Origin of the sequence: Thioalkalivibrio sp. ARh3, assembly GCF_000377265.1 — a bacterium.
GTDB lineage: Bacteria > Pseudomonadota > Gammaproteobacteria > Ectothiorhodospirales > Ectothiorhodospiraceae > Thioalkalivibrio > Thioalkalivibrio thiocyanoxidans.
In genome coordinates, this window is record NZ_KB897957.1 from 1 (window position 1) to 16,620 (window position 16,620).

Genomic DNA, 16,620 nt, shown 5'->3' on the forward strand with positions numbered 1-16,620 from the left:
CACCGGGGTGTCGTCGCCCGGGAAGTCATACGAGGACAGCAGATCGCGCACTTCCATCTCGACCAGCTCGAGCAGCTCGGGGTCGTCGACCATGTCGGCCTTGTTCAGGAACACCACGATGTACGGCACACCGACCTGACGCGCCAGCAGGATGTGCTCGCGGGTCTGCGGCATCGGGCCATCGGCCGCCGACACCACCAGAATCGCGCCGTCCATCTGCGCCGCACCCGTGATCATGTTCTTCACGTAGTCCGCGTGACCCGGGCAGTCCACATGCGCGTAGTGACGAATATCAGACTCGTATTCCACGTGCGCCGTGGCAATCGTAATCCCGCGCGCCTTCTCTTCCGGCGCATTGTCGATCTGGTCAAACGCACGGGCCTCGCTGCCGTACTTCTTGCCCAGCACCGCCGTCATCGCCGCCGTCAGCGTGGTCTTGCCATGGTCCACATGACCAATCGTCCCCACATTCACATGCGGCTTCTTACGCTCGAACTTTTCCTTGGACACAGCTCAAACCTCTTTCTACAGTTCTTTCGGATTACGCGATTCGGATCAGGAGGCCTTCGCCGCCACGGCCTCGGCCACCTGGGCTGGCGCTTCGGCGTACTTCTCGAACTCCATCGAGTACGTTGCGCGGCCCTGGCTCATCGAGCGCAGCTGGGTCGAATAACCAAACATCTCGGACAGCGGGACCTCGGCCTTCAACAGCTTCTGCCCCGCGACGTCTTCCATGCCCTTGACCAGGCCTCGGCGGCGATTGAGATCACCCATCACGTCGCCCATGTATTCTTCCGGCGTCTCGACCTCAACCTTCATCATCGGCTCGAGCAGCACGGCCCCGGCCTTCAGCGCGCCTTCCTTGAAGCCCATGGAGCCGGCGACCTTGAACGCCATCTCGTTCGAGTCGACGTCGTGGTAGGAGCCGTCGAACAGCGTGACCTTCACGTCCACCACGGGGTAGCCGGCGAGCACGCCATTGGCCATCTGCTCTTCCACACCCTTGTTCACAGCCGGGATGTAGTCCTTCGGCACCACGCCACCCACAATGGCGTTGACGAACTCGTAACCGTCACCCGGCTCCTGCGGCTCGATGCGAAGCCACACATGCCCGTACTGACCGCGCCCGCCCGACTGGCGCACGAACTTTCCTTCGGACTCGACGCTCTTCTTGATCGTTTCGCGGTAGGCGACCTGTGGCTGACCGACGTTCGCCTCCACCTTGAACTCGCGCTTCATGCGGTCTACCAGGACCTCGAGATGAAGCTCGCCCATGCCGGAGATGATCGTCTGACCCGACTCTTCATCGGTATGGACACGGAACGACGGATCTTCCTGCGCCAGCTTGTTCAGCGCGATACCCATCTTTTCCTGGTCCGACTTGGTCTTCGGCTCCACGGCGATCGAGATCACCGGCTCCGGAAACTCCATGCGCTCCAGCTCGACCGGATCGTTCGGGTCGCAGAGCGTGGTCCCGGTATACAAATCCTTCAGACCGACGACCGCGCCGATATCGCCAGCGCGCAGCTCCTTGATCTCCTCGCGGGAGTTGGAGTGCATCTGGAGGATACGGCCAATCCGCTCGCGGCGGTTGTTCTGTGTGTTCAGCACGGTATCGCCCGCACTCAGCACACCCGAGTAGACGCGTACGAACGTCAGGGAACCGACATAGGGGTCCGTCATGATCTTGAACGCGAGGGCGGCAAAGGGCTCGTCATCCGAGGCGTGCTTCGCGACCGGCTCTTCGGTTCCGGCCTTCACGCCCTTGATGGCCTTGACCTCTTCCGGAGACGGCAGGTATTCCACCACCGCGTCCAGCATCGCCTGCACACCCTTGTTCTTGAACGCGGACCCGCACAGCATGGGGACGATTTCCAGCTCAATGGTGCGGTGGCGGATTGCCTGCTTAATCTCTTCTTCGCTGAGGGTACCCTCGTTGAGGTACTTGTCCATCAGCTCTTCGTTGGCCTCGGCGGCGGCCTCGAGCATGCTCTCGCGCCACTTCTCGGCCTCGGCCTGGAGCTCGTCGGGGATATCCTTGTACTCGAAGGAAATCCCGTAGTTCTCCTCAGCCCAGTAGATCGCCTGCATCTTGATCAGGTCGATCACACCCTGGAAGTTGTCCTCGGCACCGATCGGCAGCTGAATCGGCACCGGGTTCGCCTGAAGGCGCTCCTTCATCTGCTCATACACACGCAGGAAGTCGGCCCCGGCCCGGTCCATCTTGTTGACGAACGCCATGCGCGGCACGGAGTACTTCGTCGCCTGACGCCAGACGGTCTCGGACTGCGGCTGCACCCCGCCCACGGCGCAGTACACCATGACCGCACCGTCGAGGACCCGCATGGACCGCTCCACTTCGATGGTGAAGTCCACGTGCCCCGGGGTATCGATGATATTGACCCGATGTTCCGGGAACTGCTGCCCCATACCCGACCAGAAGCAGGTGGTCGCCGCAGAGGTAATGGTGATCCCGCGCTCCTGCTCCTGCTCCATCCAGTCCATCGTGGCGGCGCCTTCGTGCGTCTCGCCGATCTTGTGCGACAGACCGGTATAGAACAGGATGCGCTCGGTCGTCGTCGTCTTGCCGGCGTCGATGTGCGCGCTGATCCCGATGTTCCGGTAGCGCTTCAGTGGGGTCTTGCGTGCCACGGATGAGCCTCTCTAAATCGGTTTTACCAGCGGAAGTGGGCGAACGCCTTGTTCGCTTCCGCCATACGGTGAGTGTCTTCGCGCTTCTTCACGGCGGTGCCCTTGGCGTCGGCGGCATCCATCAGCTCGCCTGCCAGCTTCAGCGCCATCGTCCGCTCGCCACGCTTGCGGGCCGCTTCCACCACCCAGCGCATCGCGAGGGCATCCTGGCGCACAGAACGAACTTCCACCGGCACCTGGTAGGTGGCACCACCCACACGGCGAGACTTCACCTCGACACGCGGACGGATGTTGTCCAGCGCGCGCTCCAGCGCACCCATGCCGTCGCCCTGCTTGGACTCGATCTGGTCCAGCGCGCCGTACACGACCTGCTCCGCAACGGACTTCTTGCCGTCGCGCATCACGGTGTTGATGAACTTGGCCAGGCGCTCGCTTCCGAATTTCGGATCAGGAAGGATGTGACGCTTGGGGGCAGCTGCTCTTCTCGACATGTTTCAGTTCCCGCTCTTGTACACGGTTAGGATTTCTTCGGGCGCTTGGTGCCGTACTTGGAACGACCCTGGGTGCGATTCTGCACACCCTGGGTGTCCAGGGAGCCACGCACCGTGTGGTAACGCACACCGGGAAGATCCTTCACACGACCGCCACGAATCAGGACCACCGAGTGCTCCTGCAGGTTGTGGCCCTCGCCGCCGATATAGCTACTCACTTCGTAGCCATTGGTCAGGCGCACGCGCGCAACCTTGCGCAGCGCGGAATTCGGCTTTTTCGGCGTGGTCGTGTAGACGCGGGTGCATACCCCGCGCTTCTGCGGCGAACCCTGCAGCGCCGGCACCGCACTCTTCTCGACGGGGCGCTTGCGGGGCTTGCGTACCAACTGATTGATCGTGGCCATGAAACCCTTTCTCCTAGCCTAAAAATAACGACAGGCCGGCGCCGTGACCGGCCTGTCGAGGGAGCGGAATTCTAATCGCCACCCCCTGAAGTGTCAACAGAAGGGGAGGCTATTCGGAGCCTTCCCCGGTAATTTCCGGACCCGAAGCGTCGGATGCGGTGTCAGCGGTCACCGCCGACTCCTCCTCGATGCTCTCGAACTCCGGCATTTCCAGCTCGCGCTTGCGGCGGCGTTCCTTGTGATACGCCAGCCCGGTCCCGGCCGGGATCAGGCGACCCACAATCACGTTCTCCTTCAGGCCACGCAGGTCGTCGCGGGCGCCACGGGTCGACGCCTCGGTCAGTACGCGGGTGGTCTCCTGGAAGGAGGCCGCGGAGATGAACGACTCCGTCACCAGCGAGGCCTTGGTGATCCCGAGCAGCACACGCTCGTAGGTCGCCGGCTGCTGGTCGTCGCCAAGCTTCTCGTTTTCCTCCAGGACACGGTTGCGATCGACCTGGTCGCCCGCGAGGAACTTGGTGTCGCCCGGATTGGCGATGTTCACCTTGCGCATCATCTGGCGAACAATGACTTCGATGTGCTTGTCATTGATCTTCACGCCCTGCAGGCGGTAGACGTCCTGGATCTCCTGGACCTGGTACTCGGCCAGGGTGGTGACGCCACGCAGCCGCAGAATGTCGTGCGGATCCAGCTCGCCATCGACCACGACCTCGCCCCGCTCCACGCGCTCGCCCTCGAACACGTTCACGGTGCGCAGTTTCGGGATCAGCATCTCGACCGGGTCACCCTGGTCCGGGGTAATCACCAGACGCTGCTTGCCCTTGGTCTCCTTGCCGAACGAGACGGTACCGGAGATCTCGGCCAGCACGGCCGGCTCCTTCGGACGGCGGGCCTCGAACAAATCGGCCACACGCGGCAGACCACCAGTGATATCGCGGGTCTTGGACGACTCCTGCGGCAGACGGGCAATAACGTCACCAACCTCGACACGGGCGTTGTCCTCGAGATTGAAGATCGCGTTGGCCGGCAGCATGTACTGCGCGGGCATGTCGGTGCCCGGGATGTACACCTCGTTGCCGTCGTCGTCGACCAGCTTGACCGTCGGACGCAGGTCCTTGCCGGCGCTGGAGCGGCTCTTCGGGTCCAGCACAACGTTCTGGGACAGGCCAGTGAACTCGTCCGTCTCCTTGGTAACGGTGACGTTCTCGACGAAGTCCGCCAGACGGATGTAGCCGCCCACCTCGGTGACGATCGGATGGGTATGCGGATCCCAGGTCGCGACCTCCTGGCCGGCCTCCACCGCATCGCCTTCCTTGACCGTGATGGTCGCCCCGTACGGGATCTTGTAGCGCTCGCGCTCGCGGCCCTGGTCGTCGATGACGCCCAGTTCCCCGGAGCGCGAGACCGCCACCAGGTTGTCCGCCTTGTTGGTGACGGTCTTCAGGTTGTGCAGACGCACGGACCCGGCGTTCTTCACCTGGATCGCGCTGACAGTCACCGCACGGCTGGCCGCGCCGCCGATATGGAAGGTACGCATGGTCAGCTGGGTGCCGGGCTCACCGATGGACTGCGCGGCGATCACACCCACCGCTTCGCCCTCGTTGACCTCGTGGCCACGGGCCAGATCGCGGCCGTAGCACTTGGCGCAGATGCCCTGGCGCGTCTCGCAGGTAATCGCGGAGCGCACCAGCACCTCGTCCACCGAGGCGGCGTCGAGCTTGTCGACCATCGCCTCGTCCAGCAGCGTCCCCGCCGGGACCAGGACCTCGTCGGTCCCCGGGCGATGGACATCCACCGCCGTGGTACGGCCCAGCACGCGATCGCGCAGCGGCTCGACCACGTCGCCGCCCTCGATGATCGGCTTCATCATCAGGCCCTGCTGGGTACCGCAGTCATGCTGCGTGACCACCACGTCCTGCGACACATCCACGAGACGGCGCGTCAGGTAACCGGAGTTCGCCGTCTTCAGCGCGGTATCGGCCAGACCCTTGCGCGCGCCGTGGGTGGAGATGAAGTACTGCAGGACGTTCAGGCCCTCGCGGAAGTTCGCGGTGATCGGCGTCTCGATGATGGAGCCGTCCGGCTTGGCCATCAGGCCACGCATCCCCGCCAGCTGACGGATCTGCGCGGCGGAACCACGCGCCCCGGAATCGGCCATCATGAAGATCGAGTTGAAGGAGTCCTGCTCCACCGTCTCGCCCTCGGCGTTGGTGACCTGCTCCTTGCCGAGCCGCTCCATCATCGCCTTCGCGACCTGGTCATTGCAGTGCGACCAGATGTCGACAACCTTGTTGTAGCGCTCGCCCTTGGTGACCAGACCGGAGGCATACTGGTCCTCGATCTCCTTCACCTGCTCTTCGGCGCTTTGCAGGATCGGCTGCTTCTCGTCGGGGATGACCATGTCATCCGCGCAGAACGAGACACCGGCGCGAGTGGAATAGTAGAAGCCCGCATACATCAGCTGGTCCGCGAACACCACGGTGTCCTTCAGGCCCAGGCGGCGGTAGCAGGAGTTGATCAGCGCGGAGATGGTCTTCTTGTTCAGCTCGCGGTCGATCAGCTCGAACGGCAGGCCCTTCGGCATGATGCGCGACAGGATCGCGCGACCGACCGTGGTCTCCACGCGCATGGACGGCAGCGGCTCGCCTTCGGCGACGTCCGCCATGGTGTCGGCGATGCGCACGGTGATGCGCGCATGCAGATCGACCTGCTTGTGCTCGTAGGCGCGGTGCACCTCGTCCACGTCGGAGAAGGTCATCCCTTCGCCCTTGGCGTTGACCTTCTCGCGCGACAGGTAGTACAGCCCCAGCACGATATCCTGCGACGGCACGATGATCGGCTCGCCATTGGCCGGCGACAGCACGTTGTTGGAGGAGAGCATCAGCGTGCGCGCCTCCAGCTGGGCCTCCAGCGACAGCGGCACGTGCACGGCCATCTGGTCACCGTCGAAGTCCGCGTTGAACGCGGCACAGACCAGCGGGTGCAGCTGGATCGCCTTGCCCTCGATCAGCACCGGCTCGAAGGCCTGGATACCCAGGCGGTGCAGGGTCGGGGCGCGGTTCAGCATCACCGGATGCTCGCGGATCACCTCTTCGAGGATATCCCAGACCTCCGGACCTTCCTTCTCCACGGCCTTCTTGGCGGCCTTGATGGTGGTGGCCAGGCCACGGCGCTGCAGCTTGCCGAAGATGAACGGCTTGAACAGTTCCAGCGCCATGCGCTTGGGCAGGCCGCACTGGTGCAGACGCAGGGTCGGACCCACCACGATCACGGAACGACCGGAGTAGTCGACGCGCTTGCCCAGCAGGTTCTGGCGGAAGCGGCCCTGCTTGCCCTTGATCATGTCGGCCAGGGACTTCAGCGGGCGCTTGTTGGTGCCGGTGATCGCACGGCCGCGGCGCCCGTTATCCAGCAGCGCATCCACGGACTCCTGCAGCATGCGCTTTTCGTTGCGCACGATGATATCCGGGGCGTTCAGCTCCAGCAGGCGGCGCAGGCGGTTGTTGCGGTTGATCACCCGGCGGTAGAGGTCGTTGAGATCGGAGGTCGCAAAACGGCCACCGTCCAGCGGCACCAGCGGACGCAGGTCCGGCGGCAGCACCGGAAGCACGGACATGATCATCCACTCCGGCTTGTTGCCGGATTCCAGGAACGACTCGATCAGCTTCAGACGCTTGCCCAGACGCTTGATCTTGGTCTCGGAACCGGTCTCGGCCAGGTCCTGGCGCAGCTTGGCCGCCTCGCCCTGCAGGTCCATCTCCTTGAGCAGGGACAGCACGGCCTCGGCACCCATCATCGCGGTGAAGTCGTCGCCGTGCTCCTCCATCGCCTCGAGGTACTCCTCGTCGGTCAGGAGCTGGCCCTTCTCCAGCGTGGTGAAGCCCGGGTCGATCACGATGAAGGACTCGAAGTAGAGCACCTTCTCGATGTCCTTCAGGGTCATGTCGAGCAGCAGCCCGATGCGCGACGGCAGGCTCTTCAGGTACCAGATGTGCGCGACCGGGGAGGCCAGGTCGATATGACCCATGCGCTCGCGGCGCACCTTGGTCTGGGTCACCTCGACGCCGCACTTCTCGCAGACCACACCCCGGTGCTTCAGACGCTTGTACTTGCCGCACAGGCACTCGTAGTCCTTCACCGGGCCGAAGATCTTGGCGCAGAACAGGCCGTCGCGCTCCGGCTTGAAGGTCCGGTAGTTGATGGTCTCCGGCTTCTTCACCTCGCCGAACGACCACGAACGGATCTGGTCCGCGGAGGCCAGGCCGATACGGATCGCATCGAACTCTTCCGGCTGGGTCTGCTGCTTGAACAGATTGAGGAGGTCTTTCATTCGCTATGCCTCACAAAGCGTTGGGTCGAGGGGTGCCCTGCACCCCTTCGGATCACATTCGGATCGGAGGAGATCAGTCCTGCTCCAGCTCGATATTGATGCCGAGCGCCTTGATCTCCTTCATGAGCACGTTGAACGACTCGGGGACGTTGGCCTCCATGTGGTGCTCGCCGTCGACGATGTTCTTGTACATCTTGTTGCGGCCCTGCACGTCGTCCGCCTTCACCGTCAGCATTTCCTGCAGGGTGTAGGCGGCACCGTAGGCCTCCAGCGCCCAGACCTCCATCTCGCCGAAGCGCTGGCCACCGAACTGCGCCTTTCCGCCCAGCGGCTGCTGGGTGACCAGCGAGTACGGGCCGGTGGAACGCGCATGCATCTTGTCGTCGACCAGGTGGTTCAGCTTCAGCATGTGCATGTAGCCGACGGTCACCGGGCGATCGAAGGCATCGCCGGTCCGCCCGTCGAACAGTTCGGCCTGCCCGGTCTCGGGCAGATCGGCCAGACGCAGCATCTCCTTGATCTCGGCCTCCTCGGCACCATCGAACACCGGCGTGGCCATCGGCACGCCACCGCGCAGGTTGCGGCAAAGCGCAATGATCTCGGCGTCCGACATCGAGTCGAGGTCGACTTTCTTCTCGCGGTGGTTGTAGATCTGGCCCAGGAACTCGCGCAGCCTCGCGATCTCGGCCTGTGCCTCGAGCATGCGGTTGATCTTGTCGCCAAGCCCCTTCGCGGCCCAGCCCAGATGCACCTCCAGCACCTGCCCGACGTTCATGCGCGACGGCACGCCCAGCGGGTTCAGGACCACGTCGACCGGGGTCCCGTCGTCGAGGAACGGCATGTCCTCTTCCGGCACGATCATCGAGATCACGCCCTTGTTCCCGTGGCGGCCGGCCATCTTGTCGCCCGGCTGCAGACGGCGCTTCACGGCCACGTAGACCTTGACCATCTTCTGCACGCCCGGCGGCAGGTCGTCGCCCGCGGCGACCTTGGCCTTCTGGTGCTCGAATTTCTTGTCGAACAGCTCGTGCTGTTCCTGCAGCTGGCGACCGAGGTCCTCCAGCTGCGAGTTCACGGCGTCGTCCTTCAGGCGCACCTCGAACCACTGGTCGCGGGACAGGCCCTGCAGGTACTTCTTGGTGACCTTGGAGCCGTCACCCAGCCCTTCCGGGCCACCGGCCGCGGCCTTGTTGAGCAGCAGCTTCTCGACGCGGGCGTAGATATCGTCCTCGTAGATTCGCAGCTGGTCCTTCAGGTCCTTCTTGACCGCGGCGAGGTCGTCTTCCTCGATCGACTTGGCACGCGCATCCTTCTCCACGCCATCGCGGGTGAACACGCGCACGTCGATCACCGTGCCCTCGATGCCGGACGGCACACGCAGGGACGTGTCCTTCACGTCCGAGGCCTTCTCGCCAAAGATAGCCCTCAGCAGCTTCTCTTCCGGGGTCAGCTGGGTCTCGCCCTTCGGCGTGACCTTGCCAACCAGGATATCGCCCGGGTTCACCTCGGCGCCGACATAGACCACGCCGGATTCATCCAGCTTGTTCAGCAGCGATTCGGAGACGTTCGGGATATCCGCGGTGATCTCTTCCTGGCCCAGCTTGGTGTCGCGGGCGACACAGTTGAGTTCCTCGATATGGATCGTGGTGTAGCGGTCTTCCTGCACCACGCGCTCGGAGATCAGGATGGAATCCTCGAAGTTGTAGCCGTTCCAGGGCATGAACGCGACCATCATGTTTTGCCCCAGGGCCAGCTCGCCGAGATCGGTCGAGGAGCCATCGGCCAGCACATCGCCGCGGGCGATCTCGTCGCCTACCGCGACCAGCGGACGCTGGTTGATGCTGGTGTTCTGGTTGGAACGCGAGTACTTGGTCAGGTTGTAGATATCCACGCCCGGCTCGCCGGCGACGGTCTCGTCATCGTTCACGCGCACCACCACGCGGGCGGCATCCACGGAATCGACCGTACCGCCGCGCTTGGCGACGATCGCGGAACCGGAGTCGATGGCCACGGTGCGCTCGATACCGGTGCCCACCAGCGGCTTGTCCGCGCGCAGGCAGGGCACGGCCTGACGCTGCATGTTCGCACCCATCAGGGCGCGGTTGGCATCGTCATGCTCCAGGAACGGCAGCAGCGCGGCGGCCACGGACACGATCTGCTTCGGCGAGATATCCATGTACTGGATCTTGTCCGTCGTCGAGATCGTGAACTCCTCCTGGAAACGGCAGGAGACCAGATCGTCAGTCAGACGTCCTTGCTCGTCCATCGCCGCGTTCGCCTGGGCGATCACGTACTGGCTCTCCTCGATCGCGGACAGGTACACGATCTCGTCGGTGACCTTGCCGTCCTCGACCTTGCGGTACGGGGTCTCGAGGAACCCGTAGCGGTTGGTGCGGGCGTACACGGCCAGCGAGTTGATCAGGCCGATGTTCGGGCCTTCCGGGGTCTCGATTGGGCAGACGCGACCGTAGTGGGTCGGGTGCACGTCGCGCACCTCGAACCCCGCGCGTTCGCGCGTCAGGCCGCCCGGGCCCAGCGCGGAGATACGGCGCTTGTGGGTCACCTCGGACAGCGGGTTGTTCTGGTCCATGAACTGCGACAGCTGGCTGGAGCCGAAGAACTCCTTGACCGCGGCGGCCACCGGCTTCGCGTTGATCAGTTCCTGCGGCATCAGGCCTTCGCTCTCGGCGACGGTCAGGCGCTCCTTGACCGCACGCTCGACGCGCACCAGGCCGAGACGGAACTGGTTCTCGGCCATCTCGCCCACGCTGCGGATGCGGCGGTTGCCGAGGTGGTCGATATCGTCGGTACGGCCGTTGCCGTTGCGCAGATCGATCAGGACCTTCAGCACGTCGAGGATATCCTCGGGCGACAGCACGCCCGGGCCCTCGTCGGTATCGCGCCCGACACGGCGGTTGAACTTCATCCGGCCGACCGCCGACAGGTCGTAGCGGTCCTCGGAGAAGAACAGGTTGGAGAACAGGTTCTCGGCGGCGTCCTTGGTCGGCGGCTCGCCGGGGCGCATCACGCGGTAGATCTCGACCTGGGCCTCCAGCTGCGTCTTGGTCGGGTCCAGACGCAGGGTGTCCGACATGAACGGGCCGTGGTCGTAGTCGTTGGTGTAGATGGTCTCCACCGACGTCACGCCCTCGGCGCGCAGCTTGTCCAGCAGCTCCTGGGTCAGCGGGTCATTGGCAGCCGCCATCAGCTCGCCGGTCGACTCGTCCACCACGCCCTTGGCCAGCACGCGGCCGAGCAGGTACTCGTCCGGCACGCGCAGGCGATTGATGCCGGCCTTTTCGATCTCGCGGATATGCCGCGGGGTGATCCGGCGCCCGGCCTCGACGATCACGTTCTTGCCGTCGGTGATGTCCACTACGGCGGTTTCGCCGCGCAGGCGCTCGGGGATCAGATCCAGCTCACCGCCGTCTTCATCGAGGGTGATCTGGTTGAATTCAAAGAAGGTGGACAGGATCTCTTCCGTATCCATGCCCAGCGCGCGCAGCAGGATCGAGGCCGGCAGCTTGCGGCGACGGTCGATACGCACGTAGACCCCATCCTTGGCATCGAACTCGAAGTCCAGCCAGGAACCGCGGTACGGAATAATGCGCGCGTTGTAGAGCAGCTTCTGGGCGCTGCCCTGGGTCTTGCCACGGTCGCTGTCAAAGAACACGCCGGGCGAACGGTGGAGCTGGGACACGATCACGCGCTCGGTGCCGTTGATCACGAAGGTCCCGTTCTCGGTCATGAGCGGCATCTCGCCCATGTAGACCTCCTGCTCCTTGACCTCCTTGACCACGGTGGAGCCGGCGGGGGCCTCCTTGTCGTGGATCACCAGGCGCAGCAGGACACGCAGCGGGGCCGCGTAGGTCACGCCACGGATCTGGCATTCCTTCACATCGAACAGCGGCTCGCCCAGGCGGTAGCTCACGTACTCGAGCTGGACATGACCGGAATAACTGACGATCGGGAAGACCGACTGAAACGCCGCGTGCAGGCCCAGCGCGTCGCGCGCGTCCGGGCCCTTGTCGGACTGCAGGAAATCCCGGTAGGAGGTCAACTGGGTTTCCAGCAGATACGGGACGTCCAGGATCTGGGGACGCTTCCCGAAGTCCTTGCGGATACGTTTCTTTTCGGTATAACTGAGGGCCATGGCTTACCTCGGCGGCTAACTGAACAACGCGCGAAAAAACACGCGCCACCACGGGCTGAGGCTGACGACCAGAAGGCCGCCAGCCTCAGGGCTTCGTGATGTACACGAAAACAACAGGCGCAAGCGCCTTTTACTTCAGTTCGACGGTGGCGCCAGCCTCTTCCAGCTCCGCCTTCATCTTCTCGGCTTCTTCCTTCGCCGCGCCTTCCTTCACGGTCGCCGGCACGCCTTCGACCATTTCCTTGGCCTCCTTCAGGCCCAGACCGGTCAGGCCACGGACAACCTTGATCACGCCAACCTTGTTCTCGCCAAAGCTGGACATGACGACGTCGAACTCGTCCTTGGCTTCGGCGGCAGCGGCTTCACCACCACCGGCGGCGGCCGGGGCAGCCGCGACGGCAGCGGCGGCAGAAACGCCGAACTTCTCTTCCATCTCGCTGATCAGGTCCACGATTTCCAGGACCGTCATGTTGCCGATGGCTTCCAGGATGTCTTCTTTCGAAACGGCCATTTTTACTCTCCTAACGGGGGACACCCGTATTCATTCAGTACTTGCTCAGAAACGGCTTGATGAGGTTCAGGCTGCCTGCTTCTGGTCACGAATTGCTGCAACGGTACGCACGAGCTTGCCCGGGACTTCGTTCACCGTGCGGGCGAACTTGTCGAGCGGCGCCTTCATGGTGGCGAGAAGCTGCGCAAGGGCCTCTTCACGCGTCGGCAGGCTGGCGAGGCGATCGATGTCGTTCGCCCCCATCAGCTGCCCACCAAAGGACACCAGCCGGACCTTCAGCTGTTCGTTTTCCTTGGCGAAGGACTTCACCAGGCGCGCGGCGGAGCTCGGCTCCTCCTCGCTGAAGGCCAGGATCAGCGGGCCCTGCAGCTCGGGCTGCATGCACGCGAAATCCGTACCCTCGATGGCACGCTTGGCGAGGTTGTTCTTCACCACCCGCAGATAGACCCCGGAATTGCGGGCCTGCCGACGAAGGTCGGTCATCTGCGCGACCGAGAGACCCCGGTATTCCGCGGCGACCGCGGAATGCGCCGAGGCAGCAACCGTAGCCAGCTCCGAGACAATCGCCTTCTTGTCGTCGAGATTCAAAGCCACGTTGACTCTCCTCTAGTGAGACCACCCGAAGGCGGTCGTGAAACCGGGCGTACCCGGCACTTCGGTGCTCCCGTCGCAGGTACTTCCTGAATCGGGTGACACCATCTGCGCAGGCTGTTGGATTAAGCCGCCCCGCGAACGGGGCGGCACCTGCGGTCTTGGATGGCGTGCCGCTTGCGCGACAGCCGACCAAAAACCAAAGTTCTTCTTACAGGGCCAGCGAGGCCTGATCGACCTTCACGCCCGGCCCCATCGTCGTGGAAACCGTGACGCCCTTGACGTACTGACCCTTGGAGGTCGCCGGTTTCATTTTGACCAGATCCGCCAGCAGCGCGTTCAGGTTGTCCGCCAGCGAGCTGGAGTCGAAGTCCGCCGCCCCGATGGTGCAATGTACGATCCCGCCCTTGTCGGTACGGTAGCGCACCTGGCCGCCCTTGGCGTTGGTTACCGCCGTGGCCACGTCCGGGGTCACGGTGCCGACCTTCGGGTTCGGCATCAGGCCTCGCGGACCGAGGATCTGGCCGAGCTGACCGACGACACGCATCGCGTCCGGGGATGCAATCACCACGTCAAAATCCATCTGGCCGGCCTTCACCTGCTCGGCGAGGTCATCCATGCCGACCACATCGGCACCGGCCTCCTTCGCGGCGTCGGCGTTCGCGCCCTGGGTGAACACGGCCACGCGCACGGTCTTGCCGTTGCCGTGCGGCAGCACGGTGGAGCCCCGCACGACCTGATCGGACTTGCGCGGATCGACGCCAAGATTCACGGCCACATCAACCGACTCGCGGAACTTGGCCTTCGGCAGGTCACGCAGAAGTTCAAAGGCCTCGGTCACCGGATACAGACGGCCGGGCTCGACCTTCTCGCGGATGGCCTTCATTCGCTTGGTCATTTTCGCCATGTCAGAGACCCTCCACTTCGAGGCCCATGCTGCGGGCACTGCCGGCAATGGTGCGCACCGCCGCGTCGAGATCGGCGGCCGTCAGATCCGGCTCCTTGGTCTTCGCGATTTCCTCGAGCTGGGCCCGGGTCACGGTGCCGACCTTGCTGGTGTTCGGCTCGCCGGAACCCTTTTGCACACCCGCGGCCTTTTTCAGCAGGATCGCCGCAGGCGGCGTCTTGGTGATAAAGGTAAAGCTGCGATCCGAATAGACGGTGATCACAACCGGAATCGGCAGACCGGGCTCGATCTCCTGGGTCTGGGCGTTGAACGCCTTGCAGAACTCCATGATATTCACGCCGCGCTGACCCAGCGCCGGCCCGACGGGCGGACTCGGGTTGGCCTTGCCGGCGGGCACCTGAAGCTTGATATACGCTTCGATTTTCTTCGCCATGATGACTCCCTCGGGTGCAAGCGCCTTGCGGCTCCCCGATTAGCAGTGGTGACGTCGGTACGTCAGGTTTTCTCGACTTGGTGGAATTCGAGTTCCACGGGTGTCGAGCGACCAAAAATCTGGACGGCGACGAGGAGGCGACTCTTTTCGTAGTTCACTTCCTCGACCACGCCATTGAAATCGTTGAACGGGCCGTCGATGACGCGCACCATCTCGCCCACTTCGAAGAGCACCTTCGGCCGCGGCTTTTCGGCACCCTCCTGCATGCGCTGCAGGATGGCCTCGGCTTCCTTGTCACTGATGGGAGCCGGCCGGTCTGCCGTGCCACCAATAAAGCCCAGCACGCGCGGGACGGCCTTGACCAGGTGCCAGGCCTCGTCGTTCAGGTCCATCTGCACCAGGACGTAGCCCGGGAAAAATTTGCGCTCGCTCTTGCGCTTCTGGCCGTCCTTCATCTCGACGACCTCTTCGGTGGGCACGAGGATCTGACCGAAGTGGTCCTGCATGCCGAAACGCTCGATGCGCTCCTCCAGCGACCGCTTCACCTGGGCCTCGAACCCCGAGAATGCCTGTACGACGTACCAGCGTAGTGCCATGGAGAGAATCCTGTACCTATCCGATGAAACGACCGATGCCCCAGCCCAGGAACATATCCAGGAGCCAGAGGAAGATTCCCACCATGATCACGACGGCAATGACGATCAGCGTGGTCTGCGTGGTCTCGACCCGAGTCGGCCAGACCATCTTGCGTACCTCGGTACGCGCATTGCCCATGAAGGCCGCCAGCTGATGTCCCTTCGCCGTGGTCATACCAATCCCCACGGCCACGCCGACCACGGCCAGCAAGCCGAGCACACGAATCAGAGTGGACTCGTCCGAGAACCAATAGAAGCCCATGACGCCTGCAATCAGCAGCGCCACGACTACCGCGAGCTTGAATGTATCCAGCCCGCCGGTCTGTTCCGATTGTTCACTCATGAATACGTATCACCCGGTACTCGCCGCCATCGGTGAAGATGGCAGGCCAGGAGGGACTCGAACCCCCAACCTGCGGTTTTGGAGACCGCTGCTCTGCCAATTGAGCTACTGGCCTAAAAATCGAATCGACAAGAAACAAACGCGAGAGACGACGCACCGGGCGCCGCCTCTCGCGGTCGATCGTTCAACTTATCTACTGTATCACTCGATGATCTTGGATACGACGCCGGCGCCGACGGTGCGGCCGCCTTCGCGGATCGCAAAGCGCAGACCATCTTCCATCGCGATCGGGCTGATCAGCGACACAGTCATTTTCACGTTGTCGCCCGGCATCACCATCTCGGTGCCTTCCGGCAGCTCCACCGAACCCGTCACGTCCGTCGTACGGAAGTAGAACTGCGGGCGATAACCATTGAAGAACGGGGTATGACGGCCGCCCTCGTCCTTGCCCAGGATGTACACCTCGGCCTCGAAATGCGTGTGCGGGGTGATCGAACCCGGCTTGCACAGCACCTGACCACGCTGCACCTCGTCGCGCTTGGTCCCACGCAGCAGAATGCCGACGTTGTCACCCGCCTCGCCCTGGTCCAGCAGCTTGCGGAACATCTCGACACCCGTGACGGTGGTCTTCTGGGTGTCGCGAATACCGACAATCTCGATCTCCTCGCCCACCTTGACCACACCGCGCTCGATACGCCCGGTCACCACCGTGCCGCGGCCGGAGATCGAGAACACGTCTTCCACCGGCATCAGGAAGTCGCCGTCCACCGCGCGCTCCGGCTCCGGAATCCAGCCGTCCATCGCCTCGACCAGCTTGTAGATCGCCTGCGCGCCCACTTCGCTATCGTCACCTTCCAGCGCCTTCAGCGCGGAACCAGTGATCACCGGGGTGTCGTCGCCCGGGAAGTCATACGAGGACAGCAGATCGCGCACTTCCATCTCGACCAGCTCGAGCAGCTCGGGGTCGTCGACCATGTCGGCCTTGTTCAGGAACACCACGATGTACGGCACACCGACCTGACGCGCCAGCAGGATGTGCTCGCGGGTCTGCGGCATCGGGCCATCGGCCGCCGACACCACCAGAATCGCGCCGTCCATCTGCGCCGCACCCGTGATCATGTTCTTCACGTAGTCCGCGTGACCCGGGCAGTCCACATGCGCGTAGTGACG

At 63.6% G+C, this 16,620-nt stretch carries 13 protein-coding genes and 1 tRNA gene; all 14 read right to left on the reverse strand.

What is annotated here, in order from left to right:
- Positions 1–510, reverse strand: a 510-nt coding sequence (locus C995_RS0113195; protein WP_018865389.1) for a GTP-binding protein, incomplete at its 3' end; no start/stop codon positions are given.
- Positions 511–555: 45 nt separating this feature from the next.
- Positions 556–2,652 (reverse strand): elongation factor G, encoded by a 2,097-nt coding sequence (gene fusA / locus C995_RS0113200; protein WP_018865390.1) that lies wholly within the window; start codon positions 2,650–2,652, stop codon positions 556–558.
- A 23-nt stretch (positions 2,653–2,675) separates the two neighbouring features.
- Positions 2,676–3,143: a 30S ribosomal protein S7 gene (rpsG, locus tag C995_RS0113205; RefSeq protein ID WP_018865391.1), complete on the reverse strand. Its 468-nt coding sequence runs from the start codon at positions 3,141–3,143 to the stop codon at positions 2,676–2,678.
- Positions 3,144–3,169: 26 nt separating this feature from the next.
- Positions 3,170–3,547 carry a 30S ribosomal protein S12 gene (gene rpsL / locus C995_RS0113210; RefSeq protein ID WP_018862839.1) on the reverse strand — a complete coding sequence of 126 codons (378 nt, stop codon included), beginning with the start codon at positions 3,545–3,547 and terminating at the stop codon, positions 3,170–3,172.
- Between the two features lie 109 nt (positions 3,548–3,656).
- Positions 3,657–7,877: a DNA-directed RNA polymerase subunit beta' gene (rpoC, locus tag C995_RS0113215; RefSeq protein WP_018865392.1), complete on the reverse strand. Its 4,221-nt coding sequence runs from the start codon at positions 7,875–7,877 to the stop codon at positions 3,657–3,659.
- Between the two features lie 73 nt (positions 7,878–7,950).
- Positions 7,951–12,030: a DNA-directed RNA polymerase subunit beta gene (gene rpoB, locus C995_RS0113220; RefSeq protein ID WP_018865393.1), complete on the reverse strand. Its 4,080-nt coding sequence runs from the start codon at positions 12,028–12,030 to the stop codon at positions 7,951–7,953.
- 130 nt (positions 12,031–12,160) lie between these two features.
- Entirely contained in the window at positions 12,161–12,541 is a 381-nt protein-coding gene (gene rplL / locus C995_RS0113225; RefSeq protein ID WP_018137615.1) for a 50S ribosomal protein L7/L12, read from the reverse strand.
- 66 nt (positions 12,542–12,607) lie between these two features.
- Positions 12,608–13,129 carry a 50S ribosomal protein L10 gene (gene rplJ / locus C995_RS0113230; protein ID WP_018865394.1) on the reverse strand — a complete coding sequence of 174 codons (522 nt, stop codon included), beginning with the start codon at positions 13,127–13,129 and terminating at the stop codon, positions 12,608–12,610.
- A gap of 214 nt (positions 13,130–13,343) precedes the next feature.
- Positions 13,344–14,039, reverse strand: coding sequence for a 50S ribosomal protein L1 (gene rplA / locus C995_RS0113235; protein ID WP_018865395.1), 696 nt, complete (start codon positions 14,037–14,039; stop codon positions 13,344–13,346).
- Between the two features lies 1 nt (position 14,040).
- Positions 14,041–14,472 (reverse strand): 50S ribosomal protein L11, encoded by a 432-nt coding sequence (gene rplK, locus C995_RS0113240; protein WP_018865396.1) that lies wholly within the window; start codon positions 14,470–14,472, stop codon positions 14,041–14,043.
- Between the two features lie 62 nt (positions 14,473–14,534).
- Positions 14,535–15,068, reverse strand: coding sequence for a transcription termination/antitermination protein NusG (nusG, locus tag C995_RS0113245; RefSeq protein ID WP_018865397.1), 534 nt, complete (start codon positions 15,066–15,068; stop codon positions 14,535–14,537).
- 16 nt (positions 15,069–15,084) lie between these two features.
- A complete protein-coding gene (gene secE, locus C995_RS0113250; RefSeq protein WP_018865398.1) occupies positions 15,085–15,450 on the reverse strand; it encodes a preprotein translocase subunit SecE in 366 nt (121 codons plus the stop codon).
- A 39-nt stretch (positions 15,451–15,489) separates the two neighbouring features.
- Positions 15,490–15,565: transfer RNA gene (locus C995_RS0113255), tRNA-Trp, on the reverse strand.
- 86 nt (positions 15,566–15,651) lie between these two features.
- Positions 15,652–16,620 (reverse strand): elongation factor Tu (gene tuf / locus C995_RS0113260; RefSeq protein WP_018865399.1); only part of this gene is annotated, 969 nt, incomplete at its 5' end.